This is a genomic window from Streptomyces sp. NBC_00287 (assembly GCF_036173105.1).
Classification (GTDB): Bacteria; Actinomycetota; Actinomycetes; order Streptomycetales; family Streptomycetaceae; genus Streptomyces.
In genome coordinates, this window is record NZ_CP108053.1 from 8,556,788 (window position 1) to 8,571,980 (window position 15,193).

Genomic DNA, 15,193 nt, shown 5'->3' on the forward strand with positions numbered 1-15,193 from the left:
CACAACCGCGGCCCGGTGCGCGTCCCCGCGCGTCGAGCAGGGGAGAATGAGGCCCGTACACGACGGTCGACCGTGTGGAGGAGCGGGGAGATGCAGGACGAGCGAGCGGGGCAGGTCGCCGGGCCCGAGGACCTCATCGATGTGGCCCGTCTGGTCACGGCGTACTACGCGCTGCACCCCGACCCGGCCGAACCGGGCCAGCGGGTGGCGTTCGGTACCTCCGGACACCGCGGCTCGGCCCTCGCGGCGGCGTTCAACGAGGACCACATCGCCGCCACCAGCCAGGCCATCTGCGAGTACCGCAGCGCCCAGGGCACCGACGGCCCCCTCTTCCTCGGCGCCGACACCCACGCCCTGTCCGAGCCCGCCCGGATCACGGCGCTGGAGGTGTTCGCCGCCAACGACGTCACGGTCCTCATCGACCAGACCGACGGCTACACGCCCACCCCGGCGGTCTCCCTCGCCATCCTCACCCACAACCGCAACCGCACCTCCGGCCTCGCCGACGGCGTGGTCGTCACCCCCTCGCACAACCCGCCCGCCGACGGCGGCTTCAAGTACAACCCGCCGAGCGGCGGCCCCGCCGGCTCCGAGGCGACCTCCTGGATCCAGGACCGCGCCAACGAGATCATCACCGGCGGCCTGAAGGACGTACGGCGCACCCCCTACGCCCGCGCCCTGGCCGCACCCGGCACCGGCCGCTACGACTTCCTCGGCACGTACGTCGACGACCTCCCGAACGTGCTCGACCTGGACGCGATCCGGACCGCCGGAGTGCGCATCGGCGCCGATCCGCTGGGCGGTGCCTCGGTCGCCTACTGGGGCCGTATCGCCGAACAGCACCGGCTCGATCTGACCGTGGTCAATCCGCTCACCGATCCCACCTGGCGCTTCATGACGCTGGACTGGGACGGCAAGATCCGCATGGACTGCTCCTCGCCGTACGCCATGGCCTCGCTCATCGCACAGCGCGACCGGTACGACATCGCCACCGGCAACGACGCCGACGCCGACCGGCACGGCATCGTCACCCCGGACGGCGGCCTGATGAACCCCAACCACTATCTGGCCGTGGCGATCTCGTACCTCTTCTCCCACCGGGAGCAGTGGCCCGCGGGCGCCGGGATCGGCAAGACCCTTGTGTCGTCCAGCATGATCGACCGGGTCGCGGCGGACGTCGGCCGGCCGTTGGTCGAAGTCCCCGTCGGATTCAAGTGGTTCGTGGACGGCCTGTCCGACGGCAGCCTCGGCTTCGGCGGCGAGGAGTCGGCGGGCGCGTCCTTCCTGCGCCGCGACGGCTCGGTGTGGACCACCGACAAGGACGGCATCATCCTGGCGCTGCTCGCCTCGGAGATCGCGGCGGTGACGGGCAAGACCCCCTCGGAGCACTACGCCGGACTCACCGACCGCTTCGGCGCCCCCGCCTACGCGCGTGTCGACGCCCCGGCCTCCCGCGAGGAGAAGGCCCTGCTCGCCAAGCTGTCCCCGCAGCAGGTCACCGCCGACACCCTCGCCGGGGACCCGGTCACCACGGTCCTCACCGAGGCCCCCGGAAACGGCGCCGCCCTCGGCGGCATCAAGGTCGCCACCGCCAACGCCTGGTTCGCGGCGCGGCCTTCGGGTACGGAGGATGTCTACAAGATCTACGGCGAGTCCTTCCTGGGGCAGGATCATCTGCGGCAGGTCCAGGAGGAGGCCCGGTCGGTGGTGCTGGCGGCGCTGGGCGCCTGACGTGTCTTGAAGGGGGGCTGGGGTGGACGAGGCCGTGCTGACGGCGCTGATCGCCGCCGGTGCCGCGCTCGCCGGCGGCGCGCTGACGGGCGTGTTCACCTTCACCGCCGCCAAGCGCCAGGCGGCGGCCGCCTGGGCGGCGGGGGAGCGGCAGGCCGCGGCCGCCTGGGAAGCCGGACGGCAACAGGCGGCCGCCGCCTGGGACGCGGGTCAACTCCAGGCGACGGCCCAGCTCGACGTCGCCCGCCGCACCCTCACCGAACAGACGCTGGCGAACCAGCGGGCCGTGCGGCGAGCGGCGTACGTCACGTACCTGAGCCGGACCGACAGCGCCCAACAGGCGCTCGTGGCCTGGCAGAACGCCATCGGCACGGTGGACGAGGCGCCGCGGCGCAGGGAGTACGACGCCGCGATGGGGGCGGTCGGGGAGGCGCTGAATATCGTACGGCTGGAAGGGCCGGACCCGGTGACGGCGGCGGCCGAGACCCTGCGCGGTTCCCTCGCCGCCACAGCTCCCGGAAGCCAACACTCCGTCGCGCAGGGGGAGTTCCTGGACGCGGCCCGTGCGGCACTCACGCTTGCTTAGCGGTTCATCTCAGTCGGTGACCTGCGAATCCTGCTTCCAGTCCTGGGCGAGGAGGCCGAGCAGCACCTCGTCCAGGAACTCGCCCATCACCCAGGCCGAGGAGCGCAGCACGCCCTCGCGGACGAAGCCGTTGCGCTCGGCGGAGCGCAGCATCGCGGTGTTGTCCGCGAGCGTCTCGATCTGCAGCCGGTGCAGGCCGCGCACGACGAAGCCGTAGTGGCACAGCACCGCGACCACGTCGGTGCCGTAGCCCTTGCCGCGGGAGGACGGCAGCAGTCCAAGGCCTATGTGCGCGTACCGGTTGTGGGTGTCGATGCCCCACAGGTTCGCGCTGCCGACCAGGGTGCCGCCCTCCAGCTCCACCACGGAGAATGGGACGTGGCCCTGCTCCTTGTCGTCCACCACGAGCCTCGGATCCTTCGATCCGGGCCCGACCGGCCGCCACGGCCCGGCTTCGGCCCGCGAGGCGTTGACCACGTCGTTGAAGAGCTCGGCCCGCAGGATCGGGATGTCGTCCTCGTGCCGGGCCCTGAGCCCGACCTTGCTGCCTGTAAGCATGCAAGCTTCCTATCCGGCCGGACCGGGCGGCGGCAAACCAATAAGTGGTCGGGCCGATAAGATCCCGTGAGCCCGAGGTTGAGGGGGGCTGGTGCAACTGAAGGCGTGCTGGTCGTCACGAGCGAGTGGGTGAGCGGCGTTTTGTCCGAGAACCGACTGACGAATGACTTCCGTATCCACGACACCGTGCCGAGCGCGGTCGCGAATGCTGGCGGCGCGGAGACCCGCGTTGTCGTGTCGGACGGTTGCTCGTACGAGCACCTGACGGACAGCATCAGTGTGGCGAAGGTGACGGTCGAACTGGACGTCTCTACCGCGGGGGCCATGCGCAAGATGCTGGTCGACCTGGTGAAGCAGGGCAGGTTCTTTCTCGTCGTCGATCTGACCGGTGTCGACCACGTCGATTCGACCGGCGTGGGTGTGTTCATCGGTGTGCTGAAGCGGATCCGTGCCCACGACGGGGCGCTGGCGCTGGTCCTGACGTCCGACGGAGTGCTGAGGTACTTCCGGTGGGCCGGGCTGACCAAGGTGTTTCCGATCTTCGGCACAGTGGACACCGCAGTCGAGTTTCTTGGCCGAGAGGTGCCCAACGCGCATGCCTGACGGCGAGGCCCGCCTGCGCACCGCCACCCAATGGGACCCCGTACGCCTGGGAGTTCACCCCGCCCCCGGCCCGGACGGCACCGTCGACCTGCCGCTGCCGGAGTACCTCCCCCGCCCCCACGACGAGACGCTGCGCCGGCGGCTGGCCCGTACGGCGGCCACGAATGACGCCGTGTTCGTCCTGCTCGTGGGCCGGTCCGCGAGCGGCAAGACCCGTGCCGTCTACGAAGCTGTGGCGGCCGTCCTGCCCGACTGGCCCGTGGTGAACCCGGCGGACACGGACGAACTGATCGCGACGGACATCGGCCCCCGCACCGTGCTCTGGCTCGACGAGACGCAGCGCTATCTGAGCGGCGCTTCCGGCGAGCGGGCAGCCCGGGCGCTGGGCCGTCTGCTCGACCAGGTGGCGCCGCTCGCCATCGTGGGCACCATGTGGCCGGAGCACCTGAGGCGACTGACGGAGAACAGCCGGGGCAGCGAGGACGAAACCCCGCACACCCGCGCCTTGTTGACGGGCCGTCATGCAAGGATCACGGTGCCGGACACGCTGTCCGCAGACGCCCCCGACGTAGCCGCGGCGGCGGCCCGTGACCCGCGTCTGGCCGCCGCCGTACGCGCCGCCGGACCCGGCAGCCGCGTGCTGCAACACCTCACCGGCGGACCGGAGTTGGTCCGCCTCTGGGAGATGGGCCCCGATCAGTGGTTCACCGCACCCGAGCACGCCGTGCTCACGGCGGCCGTCGAGGCACGCAGGCTCGGCCACGCCAGCGCCGTACCCGCGCGTCTCCTGATGGAGGCCGCAGCCGGGTTCATGGACGCCAACTCCCGTGCCACCGCGGGCAAGGAGTGGTTCCCGGCGGCCATCAGCGCCCTGACGGCCGTGGGGCGCGGCCCGGCGCCGCTGATCGCGGAACGGTACGCACGGGATGTCGGCGACCCCGACAGCTACCGTCCGGACGACTACCTGGAGCAGCACATCCGCCGGGTCAGGGCGCATCGGGCGCCACCGGCCGTGTTCTGGACCGCGGCGGCCTACGCCAGGACCCCCGACGACCTCTATGCCTTCGGACGGGCCGCCGAGCAGCGGCGCCGCTACGGCTGTGCCGCCGACCTGTACAGAAAGGTCGTCGAACAGGGCCACAGCCGGGCCCGGGCTGCCTGGGCGGTATTGCGGGAGACCACCGACGGCCGGGCCGCCGCCGAGGAGGCAGCCGCGACCGACCCGGCTGCCTGGGCGGCCCTTGCCGTGTCGAGGGAGACCGGCGGAGACAGGTCTGCTGCGTACGACGCCTACCGCTGTGCCGCCGAGGCGGGTGACGCATGGGCCTGGTCGGCCATGGCCCGGATCCGTGAGGAGGAGGGTGACCCGGCGGCCGCGGACGCCGTCGCGGCCCTGGCAGCGGCGGCGGGGCAGCCGCTCGCCTGGCGGACGCTCGGCCGGATGCGGTCGGCCCACGGCCCGTCGGCGGCGAAGGCGTTCGAGCAGGCGGTGTGCGCCGGCGACGGGTGGGGGCACGTCGGGCTCGCGCAGGTCGCCGAACGCGCCGGTGCCCTGCCCGAGGCGGTGGAACACGCCACCCGGGCGGCCGAGGCGGGGGTCACCGCGGCCTGGGCACGACTGGTACGGCTGCACTGGGCGCTCGGCGACCACACAGCAGCCGTGGCAGCGGCCACCCGCGGCGCGGACGCCGGAAACCCCGAAGGCTGGACCCTGCTGGCCCAACTGCGCAATCAGGCAGGCGACTTGACGGGAGCGGCCGCCGCCCATCGCGAGGCGGTCGCCCTGGGGGTCGGCGCGGCCTGGCGCGAACTCGCCCTGCTCGCCGAGTCGGAGGGTGACAGCGTCACCGCAGAGGAGGCCGCCGCGCAGGCGGTTCGCACCGGTGACCCGGAGGCCTGGACCGCTCTGGCCGAGGTCCGCGCGGAAGAGGGCGACGACACAGGCGCCGCTCACGCCGCGGCTGAGGCGGCACGTGCCGGTGACGTGGAGGCATGGATCACGCTGACGCGCGGCCGGGAACGCGCCGGGGACACGGACGGCGCCGAGCTCGCCGCCGACCTGGCCGCCGACCGAGGGTCCCCGGCGGCGTGGGCCGCGTTGTCCCGGATGCGGGAGCGGGCGGGTGACCGGGACGGATCCCGGCGAGCGGTGGAGACAGCGGCGGCTCTCGGCGCGTCCGACGCCTGGACCGCACTGGGCCGCGTACGGGAGGAGCGGGGCGACAACGCCGCCGCCGAACGCGCCTACCTCCGCGGCTGCGAAGCCGGCGACACCGAGGCGTACGCCGCGCTCGGCGCCCTGCACCTGGAACAGGGACGAACGACCGAGTCCTGCGCCGCCTACCGCTCGGCCGTGGACGCGGGCCTCCCCGACGCCTGGGAGGGACTGCTGGCGGCGCTGGCGACACAGACGCCACGCGCGACGTGGGCGCAGGCGGTGCGGAGGCTACGGACGACGGGACTGCCGGGCGAGGGTTGAGCACGGCGCCGACTGGGCGGGCGCGTGGTCAACGGGGCAGCCGCGCCCGGCCGCCGCTGCCCGCGTGCGGTCAGTCGGGCCCCGGAGGCCGCTGGATGGGCTTGCCGTCAAAGGGATGGCTTCGCCCGGCTGCCGGGCGTGCGGATCCCCGGATCCCCGGATCCCCGGATCCCCGGATCCCCGGATCCCCGGAGGTCAGTGGGCGGGCGTGCCGTCCCCAAGACAGCCAGGCCGGACCCCGCCGGCCGTAGCGCCGGGCGTGCGATCACTGGGCGAGCCTGGCCCGGGCCCCCGCCGACCGTCGCGCCGGGCCGCGGTCAGCCGGACAGTCCAGCCCGGCCCCCGTCGCGCGCCCGTGCCGTCACCGTGACAGCTTCGCCCGGACCTCGCCCGCCGTCGCCGCCGGGCGAGCAGTCGCGCGTACCGAGCGGCTCACCAGGTGGGCGTCCCGGCGCAAGTCCTTCGCGGCGTGTCGGCTGCGCCAGGACAGGGACGGGGATGCGCCGGTGTCGTCGGCGGTGATCAGTAGGCCGCCGAGCATGGAGAGGTTCTTGAGGAAGTGGATGCGCTGCTGGGTGCGCTGATCCGGGTCGTCCTCCTCCCAGAAGCGGTGTGCGGCCAGAGTGGTGGGTACGAGGGTCGCCGCTATGGCGAGTGCGGCGATGCGGGGCATCCGGCCGATGCCGAGCAGGACGCCCGCGGCGACCTGGACGGCGCCGTTGAGCCGGACCGCCTGCTCCGTGCGGTCCGGGAGGATCTCCACCCGTTCGGTGATCGGCTGGACGACGGGCTCCGCGATCGGGGTCACGTCCTTGGGGCTGCTCAGGGAGTCCAGACCCCCGGCGACGAACATCGAGGCGAGCATCGGACGTCCGGCTACACGCAGCAGACTCATGGCACTCTCCGGGATTCGTGGCGGAATGCGGCGATCACCGGGTTCCCGGCCGGAGCGGGCCCATGCGAGGGCGGGCTGTCACACCGGCGTGACGAGGCGCAGTTGCATCAGGGTCAGGTCGTACCAGCGGCCGAACTTCGTCCCGGCCTCCCGGACCGTGCCGACGTGCTCGAAGCCCCGGCGCTCGTGCAGCCGTATCGACGCGGTGTTCCCCGACTCGATACCGGCGATCATGCTGTGCCGGCCGGTGGCACGGGCCGTCTCGATGAGCGCCGTGAGCAGGGCGCCGCCGATGCCCAGACCGTGGTGGTCGTCGCGGACGTAGACGGAGTCCTCCACCGTGTGGCGGTAGCCCTCGAGGGCCCGCCAAGGGGCGTAGGCCGCGAACCCGGCGATCTCGCCGGCCACCTCCGCCACCAGGGCCGAGCGGCGGTCGAGGTGGTCGGCGAACCACGCCTGCCCCTCGGCGGGGGAGTGCGGTACCTGCGTCCACAGGGCCGTCGAGTGCTCGACGGCGTGGTTGCGGATCGCGACGACGGCCTCGGTGTCCTCCGGCCGGGCCGCGCGGACCGTCACGCCCCCTCGCTTCTCGTATATTGGAATCATGTCCAATATGATAGATCCTCTGGTGGAGCGGATCGCCACCCGGATTCGGGCCGAGCGGGAGCGCCGCCGGTGGACGCTGGCGCAGCTCGCGGACGCCTCCGGGGTCTCCCGGGCGATGATCAACCGGATCGAGCGCGGCGAGAGCAACCCCACGGCCGTCGTCCTCGGCAAGCTCTCCGCCGCCTTCCAGCTCAGCGTGGCCTCGCTGCTCGCGCAGGCAGAGGAGACCCCGGCCGAGGCGCCTGCGGGCGTGCGGCGGCGCGCCGACGACGTCGAGTGGGCAGACCCGGACACCGGGTACCGGCGCCGCCAGATCACCTCTCCCCGCTTCCCCGCCGAGATCGCGGAGATCCATCTGCCGCCCGGCGCCCGCGTCCCCTATCCGGCCGCCGCCTTCGCCTTCCTCCACCAGCTCGTCTGGGTCCTGGAGGGGCACCTCACCTTCCACGACGGCGACACGGTCCATGAACTCGGCGCGGGGGACATCATCGAACTCGGTGATCCCGCACCCCGCGTCTTCGCCAACACCGGTACCGACGAGTGCCGTTACGCCGTCGTCCTCAGCCGCACCGACCGGCCGTGACCCGCCCCTCGCGCCGGGGCGGCACCGCCCTGCTCGCCGCCATGGCCGGCACGGCGATAGCCGACAACTACACCCTCCAGCCCGCACTCACCGTCGTCGCCGCCGACCTGGACGTCCCGCTCTCCGCGATCAGCCTCGTCCCCTCCGCCGCCCTCGCCGGCTCGATGACCGGCTTCGCCCTGCTGCTGCCCCTCGCCGACCGCATCGCCCCGAGCCGGCTGGTCGCCGCCCACTTCACCGCCCTCACCGTGGGCCTGGTCCTGGCCGCCACCGCCTCCGACGCCGCCGTGCTCGTGGCCGCCCACCTGATCATCGGCGCCGCCGCCTCGGTCGCCGCCCAGGCGAGCGTCATCGCCGGACGCCTGGCAGCACCGGGCCGCCGCGGAGCCGCCGTCGCACTCGTGGCGACCGGCCTGTCCGCCGGAATCCTGCTCAGCCGGCTCATCGGAGGCGCCCTCACCGACCTGATCGGCTGGCGCGCGATGCTCCTGGTCTGCGCCGCCCTCGCCCTGCTCTGCGCCGGTACTGCCGCAGCCCTCCTGCCCGCAGAACGACCCCGGGCCCGCGACTCCTACCGCACCGCGCTGGCCACACTGCCCCGGCTCCCGCTGCGCGAGGCGCGGCTGCGACGCGCGGTCGCCACCGGAGGGCTCTGGTACTTCGCCTTCACCCTGCTGTGGGTCGGCCTCGCGCTCTCCCTGGCCCGGCCACCGCACTCCCTGGACCCCACCGCCATCGGCCTGTTCGGCCTGGCCGGACTGCTCGGCTTCGCCGTACTGCCGTTCACCGGGCGGCTCGTCGACCGCCGTACACCCCACACCGTGATGACCGCCGCCGTGGCGGTCGCGGCGAGCGGCACCCTGCTCATCGCCCTCGCGCCGGACTCCGTCCCGGCCATCGCCATCGGCCTCGCGGTGTTCGACGCGGGCTGCTTCGTCGCCCAGGCCGCCAACCAGAGCCTCGTCATCGGCATCGACCCCACAAACTCCGGCAGCCTCAGCGGCGCCTACCTGATGCTGTACTTCGCCGTCGGCGCCCTCGGCACCGCCCTCGCCGGACCGCTGCTGGACGCCATCGGCATGCAGGGCACGACGCTCGTCGCGCTGAGCGCGTTGGCCGGAGCGGGCCTGCTCGCACGGGTACGGGCGCCCAGCCCCTCGTACGAGTGAGACAAACTGGTGAGAGCCGGGGCAGACCAGTTGCCCTCCGGAAGAATTGCTGTCTCCGATTCGGCGGCACCGTCAGGAGAGACACGTGGAGTACTACGACCTCGGCCCGCACGGCCGGACCGTCACCACCGCATCGCCCGAGGCCCAGCTCTGGTTCGACCGCGGGCTGACCTGGACGTACGCCTTCCACCACGAGGAGGCCGCCGAGTGCTTCCAGAAGGCGGCCGAGGCCGACCCCGACTGCGCCATGGCCCACTGGGGCCTCGCCTACGCCCTCGGACCGAACTACAACAAGCCCTGGGAGTTCTTCGACGAGCGTGACCTGATGCGGACCGTCGAACGCACCCACAGCGCCGTCGAGTTGGCCCACGCCAAGGCGGCCGGCTGCACCCCCGTCGAACAGGCCCTGATCAGCGCCCTGCGCGCCCGCTACCCGCAGGCGAAGGCCGTCGAGGACTGCTCGGTGTGGAACGCGCCCTACGCCGACGCCATGCGCGCCGTCCACCAACTCGCCCCGGACGACCCGGACATCGCCACGCTGTACGCGGACGCGCTGATGAACCTCACGCCGTGGCAACTGTGGGACCTGCACACCGGACAGCCCGCCGAAGGCGCCCGCACCACCGAGGCCAGGGAGGTGCTGGAGCGGGTCGTGGAGTCCCCCGGCGGGCGACTCCACCCGGGCGTGCTGCATCTGTACATCCACCTGATGGAGATGTCCCCCACCCCCGAAGTCGCCCTGACGGCCGCCGACCGGCTGCGCGGACTCGTGCCCGACGCCGGACACCTCCACCACATGCCCTCCCACCTGGAGGTGCTCTGCGGGGACTACCGGCGGGTCGTCTCGGACAACACCACCGCGATCCTCGCGGACGAGAAGGTCCTGCGGCGCTCCGGGGCGATGAACTTCTACACCCTGTACCGCGCGCACAACTACCACTTCAGGATCTACGGCGCGATGTTCCTCGGCCAGTCGCAGATCGCGCTGGAGACCGCCGACCAGCTGGAGGCGGCCGTACCGGAGGATCTGCTGCGGGTGCAGAGCCCGCCCATGGCCGACTGGCTGGAGGCCTTCCTCGCCATGCGGGTGCACGTCCTGATCCGCTTCGGCAAGTGGTCCGAGATCCTGGAGCTGCCGCCGCCCGCCGATCCCGAGCTGTACTCCATGACGACGGCGATGCTCCACTACGCCCGCGGTGTCGCCCTCTCCGCCACCGGCCACGTCCCCGCGGCCGAGACGGAACAGCGCCTGTTCCAGGAGGCGGCTGCCAAGGTCCCCGAGACCCGCATGCTGTTCAACAACACCTGCGCCGACATCCTCGCCATCGCCGAAGCGATGCTGGAGGGCGAACTGGAGTACCGCAAGGGCCGGTTCGAAGCCGCCTTCGCCGCCCTGGAACGCTCGATCGAGCTCGACGACAACCTCCCCTACGACGAACCCTGGGGCTGGATGCAGCCCACCCGGCACGCCTACGGCGCCCTGCTCCTGGAACAGGGCCGGATCGCCGAGGCCGAGGCGGTCTACCGGGCCGACCTGGGCCTGGACGGCACCCTGCCGCGCGCCTGCCAGCACCCCGGCAACGTCTGGTCCCTGCACGGACTCCACGAATGCCTGATGCGCCAGGGCAAGGACGGCGAGGCCCGCATCATCGCCCAACAGCTGCGTATCGCCGCCGCGCTGGCGGACGTACCGATCGAGTCGTCCTGCTTCTGCCGCCTCGACACGGGCGCCGGTACGGGGGAGTGCTGCGGTTCGTAGATGGGTGCTGTCCCCGATGGTCGCGGCCCCCTCGGTAGTGGTGACGTCGTACCGGCGAAACCGCCGCCACCCCGGACGAAGGAGGGCCGCTCATCCACCCCCGCACGGTCGCCCGCATCCCGAAGGTCCACCGGTCCGAGGGGGTGAAGCATGGGACACGCGCTCGTCCGTTCCCCAGCAGCAGATCATCCGGGACTTCGGCCGCGCCCGCGCCAAGGCGCACAAGGACATCACAGGGCGCCTGCCTACGGCACGCCGGGCCGGGATGCCGAAGTGGAAGACCAAGCGTGAGGCGCTACCGACTCTCAACTACACCCGGCGCGGATTCCGGTTGAAGGACGATCGGCTCCATCGCGCGCACTGCGATGCGAGAGCCAAGCATCGCCTGCCGCTGGGTGAGCGCACCTACACCTGTACCGCATGCGGAACGGTGACCCCACGGGACAAGAACTCCGCAGGCGTGATGCTCGTCCGGGCTGGTCTCAACCCGGCTGGTACCGATGGCGCAAGACCTCCTGGAGCGCCTACAACGCGACGCCCGCACCCGAACGCACCGAGGTCGGCGCGCTCGTCGCGACCTGGGACCACGACGACGACCCCGCCACCCCCGACCGGGTCGACTGGGTCTGCTCCGGAACCATGATCGACACGAACACCTTCCTGACGGCCGCCCACTGCACCACGGACTGGCCGGACAACGTGCGCTTCTACGTGTCCCTGGACCAGGACGTGCAGTCCGGACTCGACGCCGCCGCCGTGAAGTACCCGGGCAACCCGTCCGCGCAGGCGAACGCCGTCGCCGTCGAGGGCGCCGCCCACAGCCACCCCGGCTACCCGGGCCCCGCGTCCGACACCCACGACATCTCCGTGATCGAGCTGCCCGCGGCGAAGGTGGCGGCCCGGTGGAGCTTCACCCCCGCCACCCTGCCCACCGCGAACCAACTCGGCACGCGGCAGCTGAACTCGACCGACTGGTTCGTCGCCGGATACGGCACCCAGGAGGCCGTACGCGGACCCGGCGGCCACACCCACCCCGGCGGTGGCGTCCGTATGAAGGCACCCGTCACCTTCAACGCGCTCAACAACTCCTGGGTCCGCCTCGCCATGACCGCGCCCCAGGGCAACGGCGGTGCCTGTTACGGCGATTCGGGCGGCCCCAACTTCGCGGTGCTCGGCGGGAAGACCGTGCTGGCGGCCACCACGATCACCGGGGACTCCCCGTGCTACGCGACGAACGTGACCTACCGCCTGGACACCCCCGGCGCCCGGGCCTTCCTGTCCCCGTTCGTGAAACTGCCCTAGACGGACACGGCTCTACGCTGCCGTCATGACGGAAACAGAGGAGGGGCCGGCGGCAGCGGCGGCCCGCTTCACGGGCAGCGCCGTGCTCGACGCGCGGCGCCTGTCCGGCACACTGACCGAAGTCACCCTCGACGGGGGGAGGGTGGTGATGGTCAAGCGAGGGGACGGCGGGCCCGGGGCGACCTGGGCCGAGGCGGCCGGACTGCGGTGGCTGGGGGCCGCCGGGACGGTCCGCGTGCCCGCCGTGCACGGGCACGACGAGGAGTGGCTGGTCACCGACCGCGTCCCGGCCGGCCGCCCGAGCCCCGAGGCGGCGGAGCGACTCGGCCGGGAGCTGGCAGCGCTGCACGCGGCGGGCGCCCCGGCGTTCGGCGCGCCACCGCCCGACGGCCCGCGGGAGGCGTACATCGGACTGGCACCCATGCGGAACGTCGACGGCCACGACTGGCCGCGCTGGTACGCCGAGCACCGGGTGCTGCCGTACGTGCGCCGGGCGGTCGACGGCGGCACGCTCGGCGCCGCCGAGGCCGCGGACTTCGAGCGCGTCTGCGACCGGCTGCCCGAACTGGCGGGCCCCGCCGAGCCTCCGGCCCGACTGCACGGCGACCTGTGGAACGGGAACGTCCTGTGGGCCGCGGACGGGCACGCCTGGCTGATCGACCCGGCCGCGCACGGCGGCCACCGCGAGACGGACCTGGCGATGCTCCACCTCTTCGGCTGCCCTCACCTGGACCGCCTGCTGGACGGCTACCAGCACACGGCCCCGCTGGCCGACGGCTGGCCCGCTCGCATCGCCCTCCACCAGCTCTTCCCGCTCCTCGTCCACGCGGTCCTCTTCGGCCGGGGGTACGCGGAACAGGCACTGGCGGCGGCGAGGTCGGCCTTGGCGCGCTGACGCGGCCAAAGGCGGCCTCTGCACGCGGTCAGACGGGAACCCGGAGCGTCTCCACGGCCCGTACCAGCGGGGCGAGTTCGGGGTTCAGGGCCGCCTCGTCGAGGGCCTCGCGCAGGGCGGACTCGTTGGTGGGGCGGGCCTCTTCGAGGAGCTTCAGGCCGGCTTCCGTCACGTCCGTGTAGATGCCGCGGCGGTCGGTGGGGCAGAGGTAGCGGGAGAGCAGGCCTCGGTCCTCCAGGCGGGTCACCAGGCGGGTGGTGGCGCTCTGGCTCAGGACCACGGCGTCGGCGACCTGCTTCATCTGGAGGTGGCCGCCCTCGCCGCTGTGCTGTCGGCTCAACACGTCGAGCAGCGAGTACTCCCGCACGCTGAGGTCGTGTCCGGACTGCAGCGCGCGCTCGATATGGGCCTCGATCCGCCCGTGCAGCAGGGAGAGCGCGCACCAGCCCTGGGCGAGGGCGGTGAGTGCGGGATCTGTGGCGGTCATGGGCCTGTCTCCTCCGTCCCGGTGTGACTCCCACCAGGATATGCCATCCGCGAAATTGTCGTCGTACGCAATTATTGATCGCTTGCAAGTGTTTGGTGCAACTCGCTGGCGCCGCCCCTTGTTCCCCCGCTAGCGTCAAGATCCCTGCCCGGCCGACACCGACGACCGGCGACCCGTACGGAGTGCGACCCGCGATGACCAGCCGCCCGCCCGCCACGACAACCCTCTGGCGCCCCACCGGCCCCGAGGAGCTGGCCCTGGTCCGTGAGCTGGAGTGGCGGGCCTGGCCGCCGCGTCTGTCGGAGCAGCCGATTTTCTACCCGGTCCTCAACGAGGACTACGCGGTGCGGATCGCCCGGGACTGGAACGTCAAGCACAGCGGCGCCGGCTTCGTGACCCGCTTCGAGGTCGAGTCCGACTTCCTGCGCCGCTACCCGGTCCAGCAGGCGGGCGGCGAGACGATCCTGGAGCTGTGGGTGCCGGCCGAGGAGCTCGACGAGTTCAACGCGCACATCGTCGGAACGATCGAGGTCGTGCACGAGTTCCGGGCTTAACTCCGGGCCAAGTGGCGCATCGCCAGCGCCAGTTGGAGCCGGAAGCGGCCCTGTGGTGTGCGTACCGGCCAGCCCAGCAGGTGCTCGGCGTGGGTCAGGCGGTCCTGGAGCGTGGAGTGGTGGACGCTGATGTCTACGGCCGCCGCCCGCAGGCTCGTCGTGGAGGCGACCGCGTGCAGTGTGGTGAGCAGCCAGGGGGTGGTCGATGCCGCGCGCTCCAGGGCCTGGACATCCGCCGGCGGCTCGGCGCCCAGCACCACCAGCTCGGCGATCCGGGCGACGTCCCCGAGATCGTCGGCGTACACCACCCGTGATCCGGGGTCCCGGGCCGTGCCCTCCGCGGTGAAGCGCAGCGCGGTACGGGCGTCGGCCCACGACCGTGGCAGGTCGAGCACGGGTACGGCGGGGCCGACCCCGACCCGGCCGACGGGCAGATCGCCCTCCGTCTCCGCCGCGACGATCAGGGGCGGCCCCCCGGACACGGCCAGCGCACGCGCCCGGCCCGCGGGATCCAGGCCGAGGCGGCGGGCCGCGTGCAGTCGGGTCGGCTGCGGTGCCGTGGCGTCGAGGAGCGTCTCCATCAGGGCCGGATCGTCGGCCGGGGCCCTGCCGCGGGTGCGGTCCAGCACCAGCCGTACGGCACCGGCGGCCCGCTCCAGGATCACCGCGTCGACCACGCTGGGCGCCGCCCCGGACCGCTCCAGCCACAGCGCCGCCGAGCCGCCCGGCGTCAGAGCGGCGGACGGCCAGGCCGGGTCCGGCGGCAGCTCGGTGTCGCTGCGGGTGCCGTCGGCCTCGACCCGTACCCGCACCCGCCGCTCCGCGTCGACCAGCCGCGCCGGCACCCCGGCCAGCACGGCGGCTCCCCTTACCAGCGCCTCCACACCGGCCCGTGACTCGGCCAGTCGATCGAAGTAGGCGATGACCCGCACGGCGGCGCCGGCGTCCGGGTCCAGCGCGGTGAGGCGCCCGGCCAGCTCTTTCAT

The 15,193-nt window shown here is 72.7% G+C and carries 15 protein-coding genes and 1 pseudogene; 11 read left to right on the top strand and 5 right to left on the bottom strand.

The window, feature by feature from the left end; all coding sequences use genetic code 11:
- Positions 1-90: 90 nt before the first annotated feature.
- Together pgm and OHT76_RS38865 are read left to right on the top strand one after the other, a co-directional pair.
- Positions 91-1,731: a phosphoglucomutase (alpha-D-glucose-1,6-bisphosphate-dependent) gene (gene pgm / locus OHT76_RS38860; protein WP_328875568.1), complete on the top strand. Its 1,641-nt coding sequence runs from the start codon at positions 91-93 to the stop codon at positions 1,729-1,731.
- 22 nt (positions 1,732-1,753) lie between these two features.
- The gene (locus tag OHT76_RS38865; RefSeq protein WP_328875569.1) at positions 1,754-2,317 is read left to right on the top strand and encodes a hypothetical protein; all 564 of its coding nucleotides are present in this window, start codon (positions 1,754-1,756) and stop codon (positions 2,315-2,317) included.
- 9 nt (positions 2,318-2,326) lie between these two features.
- Here the strand turns inward: OHT76_RS38865 and OHT76_RS38870 are convergent, their stop codons facing one another.
- Entirely contained in the window at positions 2,327-2,875 is a 549-nt protein-coding gene (locus OHT76_RS38870) for a GNAT family N-acetyltransferase (RefSeq protein WP_328875570.1), read from the bottom strand.
- A 105-nt stretch (positions 2,876-2,980) separates the two neighbouring features.
- Here OHT76_RS38870 and OHT76_RS38875 point away from each other — a divergent pair, with 105 nt between their 5' ends.
- Complete coding sequence (locus OHT76_RS38875) at positions 2,981-3,478, top strand: STAS domain-containing protein (protein ID WP_443049887.1); 498 nt, start codon at positions 2,981-2,983, stop codon at positions 3,476-3,478.
- Positions 3,471-5,957: a hypothetical protein gene (locus tag OHT76_RS38880; protein ID WP_328875571.1), complete on the top strand. Its 2,487-nt coding sequence runs from the start codon at positions 3,471-3,473 to the stop codon at positions 5,955-5,957. Before OHT76_RS38875 ends, OHT76_RS38880 begins: the two co-directional genes overlap by 8 nt.
- 361 nt (positions 5,958-6,318) lie before the next feature.
- On the opposite strand, the gene OHT76_RS38885 is transcribed toward OHT76_RS38880, so the two are convergent.
- Entirely contained in the window at positions 6,319-6,852 is a 534-nt protein-coding gene (locus OHT76_RS38885; protein ID WP_328875572.1) for a DoxX family protein, read from the bottom strand.
- 78 nt (positions 6,853-6,930) lie between these two features.
- Positions 6,931-7,458: a GNAT family N-acetyltransferase gene (locus tag OHT76_RS38890; protein WP_328875573.1), complete on the bottom strand. Its 528-nt coding sequence runs from the start codon at positions 7,456-7,458 to the stop codon at positions 6,931-6,933.
- 7 nt (positions 7,459-7,465) lie between these two features.
- On the opposite strand from OHT76_RS38890, the gene OHT76_RS38895 reads away from it, so the two are divergent.
- The 6 genes and pseudogenes from OHT76_RS38895 (at position 7,466) to OHT76_RS38920 (ending at position 13,166) form a co-directional block, all read left to right on the top strand.
- Complete coding sequence (locus tag OHT76_RS38895) at positions 7,466-8,041, top strand: helix-turn-helix domain-containing protein (RefSeq protein ID WP_328876732.1); 576 nt, start codon at positions 7,466-7,468, stop codon at positions 8,039-8,041.
- Positions 8,038-9,210, top strand: coding sequence for an MFS transporter (locus tag OHT76_RS38900; RefSeq protein ID WP_328875574.1), 1,173 nt, complete (start codon positions 8,038-8,040; stop codon positions 9,208-9,210). Before OHT76_RS38895 ends, OHT76_RS38900 begins: the two co-directional genes overlap by 4 nt.
- Before the next feature lie 85 nt (positions 9,211-9,295).
- On the top strand, positions 9,296-10,969 hold the full coding sequence (locus OHT76_RS38905) for a tetratricopeptide repeat protein (RefSeq protein ID WP_328875575.1): 1,674 nt from the start codon (positions 9,296-9,298) through the stop codon (positions 10,967-10,969).
- Positions 10,970-10,985: 16 nt separating this feature from the next.
- A pseudogene (locus OHT76_RS38910) lies at positions 10,986-11,327 on the top strand (hypothetical protein); the annotation flags it as partial.
- A 62-nt stretch (positions 11,328-11,389) separates the two neighbouring features.
- Complete coding sequence (locus OHT76_RS38915) at positions 11,390-12,271, top strand: trypsin-like serine protease (protein ID WP_328875576.1); 882 nt, start codon at positions 11,390-11,392, stop codon at positions 12,269-12,271.
- 25 nt (positions 12,272-12,296) lie between these two features.
- On the top strand, positions 12,297-13,166 hold the full coding sequence (locus OHT76_RS38920; protein WP_328875577.1) for a fructosamine kinase family protein: 870 nt from the start codon (positions 12,297-12,299) through the stop codon (positions 13,164-13,166).
- A gap of 28 nt (positions 13,167-13,194) precedes the next feature.
- On the opposite strand, the gene OHT76_RS38925 is transcribed toward OHT76_RS38920, so the two are convergent.
- Positions 13,195-13,653, bottom strand: coding sequence for a MarR family winged helix-turn-helix transcriptional regulator (locus OHT76_RS38925; protein ID WP_328875578.1), 459 nt, complete (start codon positions 13,651-13,653; stop codon positions 13,195-13,197).
- A gap of 194 nt (positions 13,654-13,847) precedes the next feature.
- On the opposite strand from OHT76_RS38925, the gene OHT76_RS38930 reads away from it, so the two are divergent.
- Positions 13,848-14,207, top strand: coding sequence for a hypothetical protein (locus OHT76_RS38930; RefSeq protein ID WP_328875579.1), 360 nt, complete (start codon positions 13,848-13,850; stop codon positions 14,205-14,207).
- On the opposite strand, the gene OHT76_RS38935 is transcribed toward OHT76_RS38930, so the two are convergent.
- Complete coding sequence (locus tag OHT76_RS38935) at positions 14,204-15,193, bottom strand: helix-turn-helix domain-containing protein (RefSeq protein ID WP_328875580.1); 990 nt, start codon at positions 15,191-15,193, stop codon at positions 14,204-14,206. The genes OHT76_RS38930 and OHT76_RS38935 overlap by 4 nt on opposite strands.

Coding starts and splice junctions, on each gene's coding strand:
- OHT76_RS38895 (WP_328876732.1), top strand. CDS start 7,466: ATGATAGATCCTCTGGTGGAGCGGATCGCCACCCGGATTCGGGCCGAG.
- pgm (WP_328875568.1), top strand. CDS start 91: ATGCAGGACGAGCGAGCGGGGCAGGTCGCCGGGCCCGAGGACCTCATC.
- OHT76_RS38870 (WP_328875570.1), bottom strand. CDS start 2,875: ATGCTTACAGGCAGCAAGGTCGGGCTCAGGGCCCGGCACGAGGACGAC.
- OHT76_RS38885 (WP_328875572.1), bottom strand. CDS start 6,852: ATGAGTCTGCTGCGTGTAGCCGGACGTCCGATGCTCGCCTCGATGTTC.
- OHT76_RS38920 (WP_328875577.1), top strand. CDS start 12,297: ATGACGGAAACAGAGGAGGGGCCGGCGGCAGCGGCGGCCCGCTTCACG.
- OHT76_RS38890 (WP_328875573.1), bottom strand. CDS start 7,458: ATGATTCCAATATACGAGAAGCGAGGGGGCGTGACGGTCCGCGCGGCC.
- OHT76_RS38915 (WP_328875576.1), top strand. CDS start 11,390: ATGCGGAACGGTGACCCCACGGGACAAGAACTCCGCAGGCGTGATGCT.
- OHT76_RS38880 (WP_328875571.1), top strand. CDS start 3,471: ATGCCTGACGGCGAGGCCCGCCTGCGCACCGCCACCCAATGGGACCCC.
- OHT76_RS38930 (WP_328875579.1), top strand. CDS start 13,848: ATGACCAGCCGCCCGCCCGCCACGACAACCCTCTGGCGCCCCACCGGC.
- OHT76_RS38925 (WP_328875578.1), bottom strand. CDS start 13,653: ATGACCGCCACAGATCCCGCACTCACCGCCCTCGCCCAGGGCTGGTGC.
- OHT76_RS38935 (WP_328875580.1), bottom strand. CDS start 15,193: ATGAAAGAGCTGGCCGGGCGCCTCACCGCGCTGGACCCGGACGCCGGC.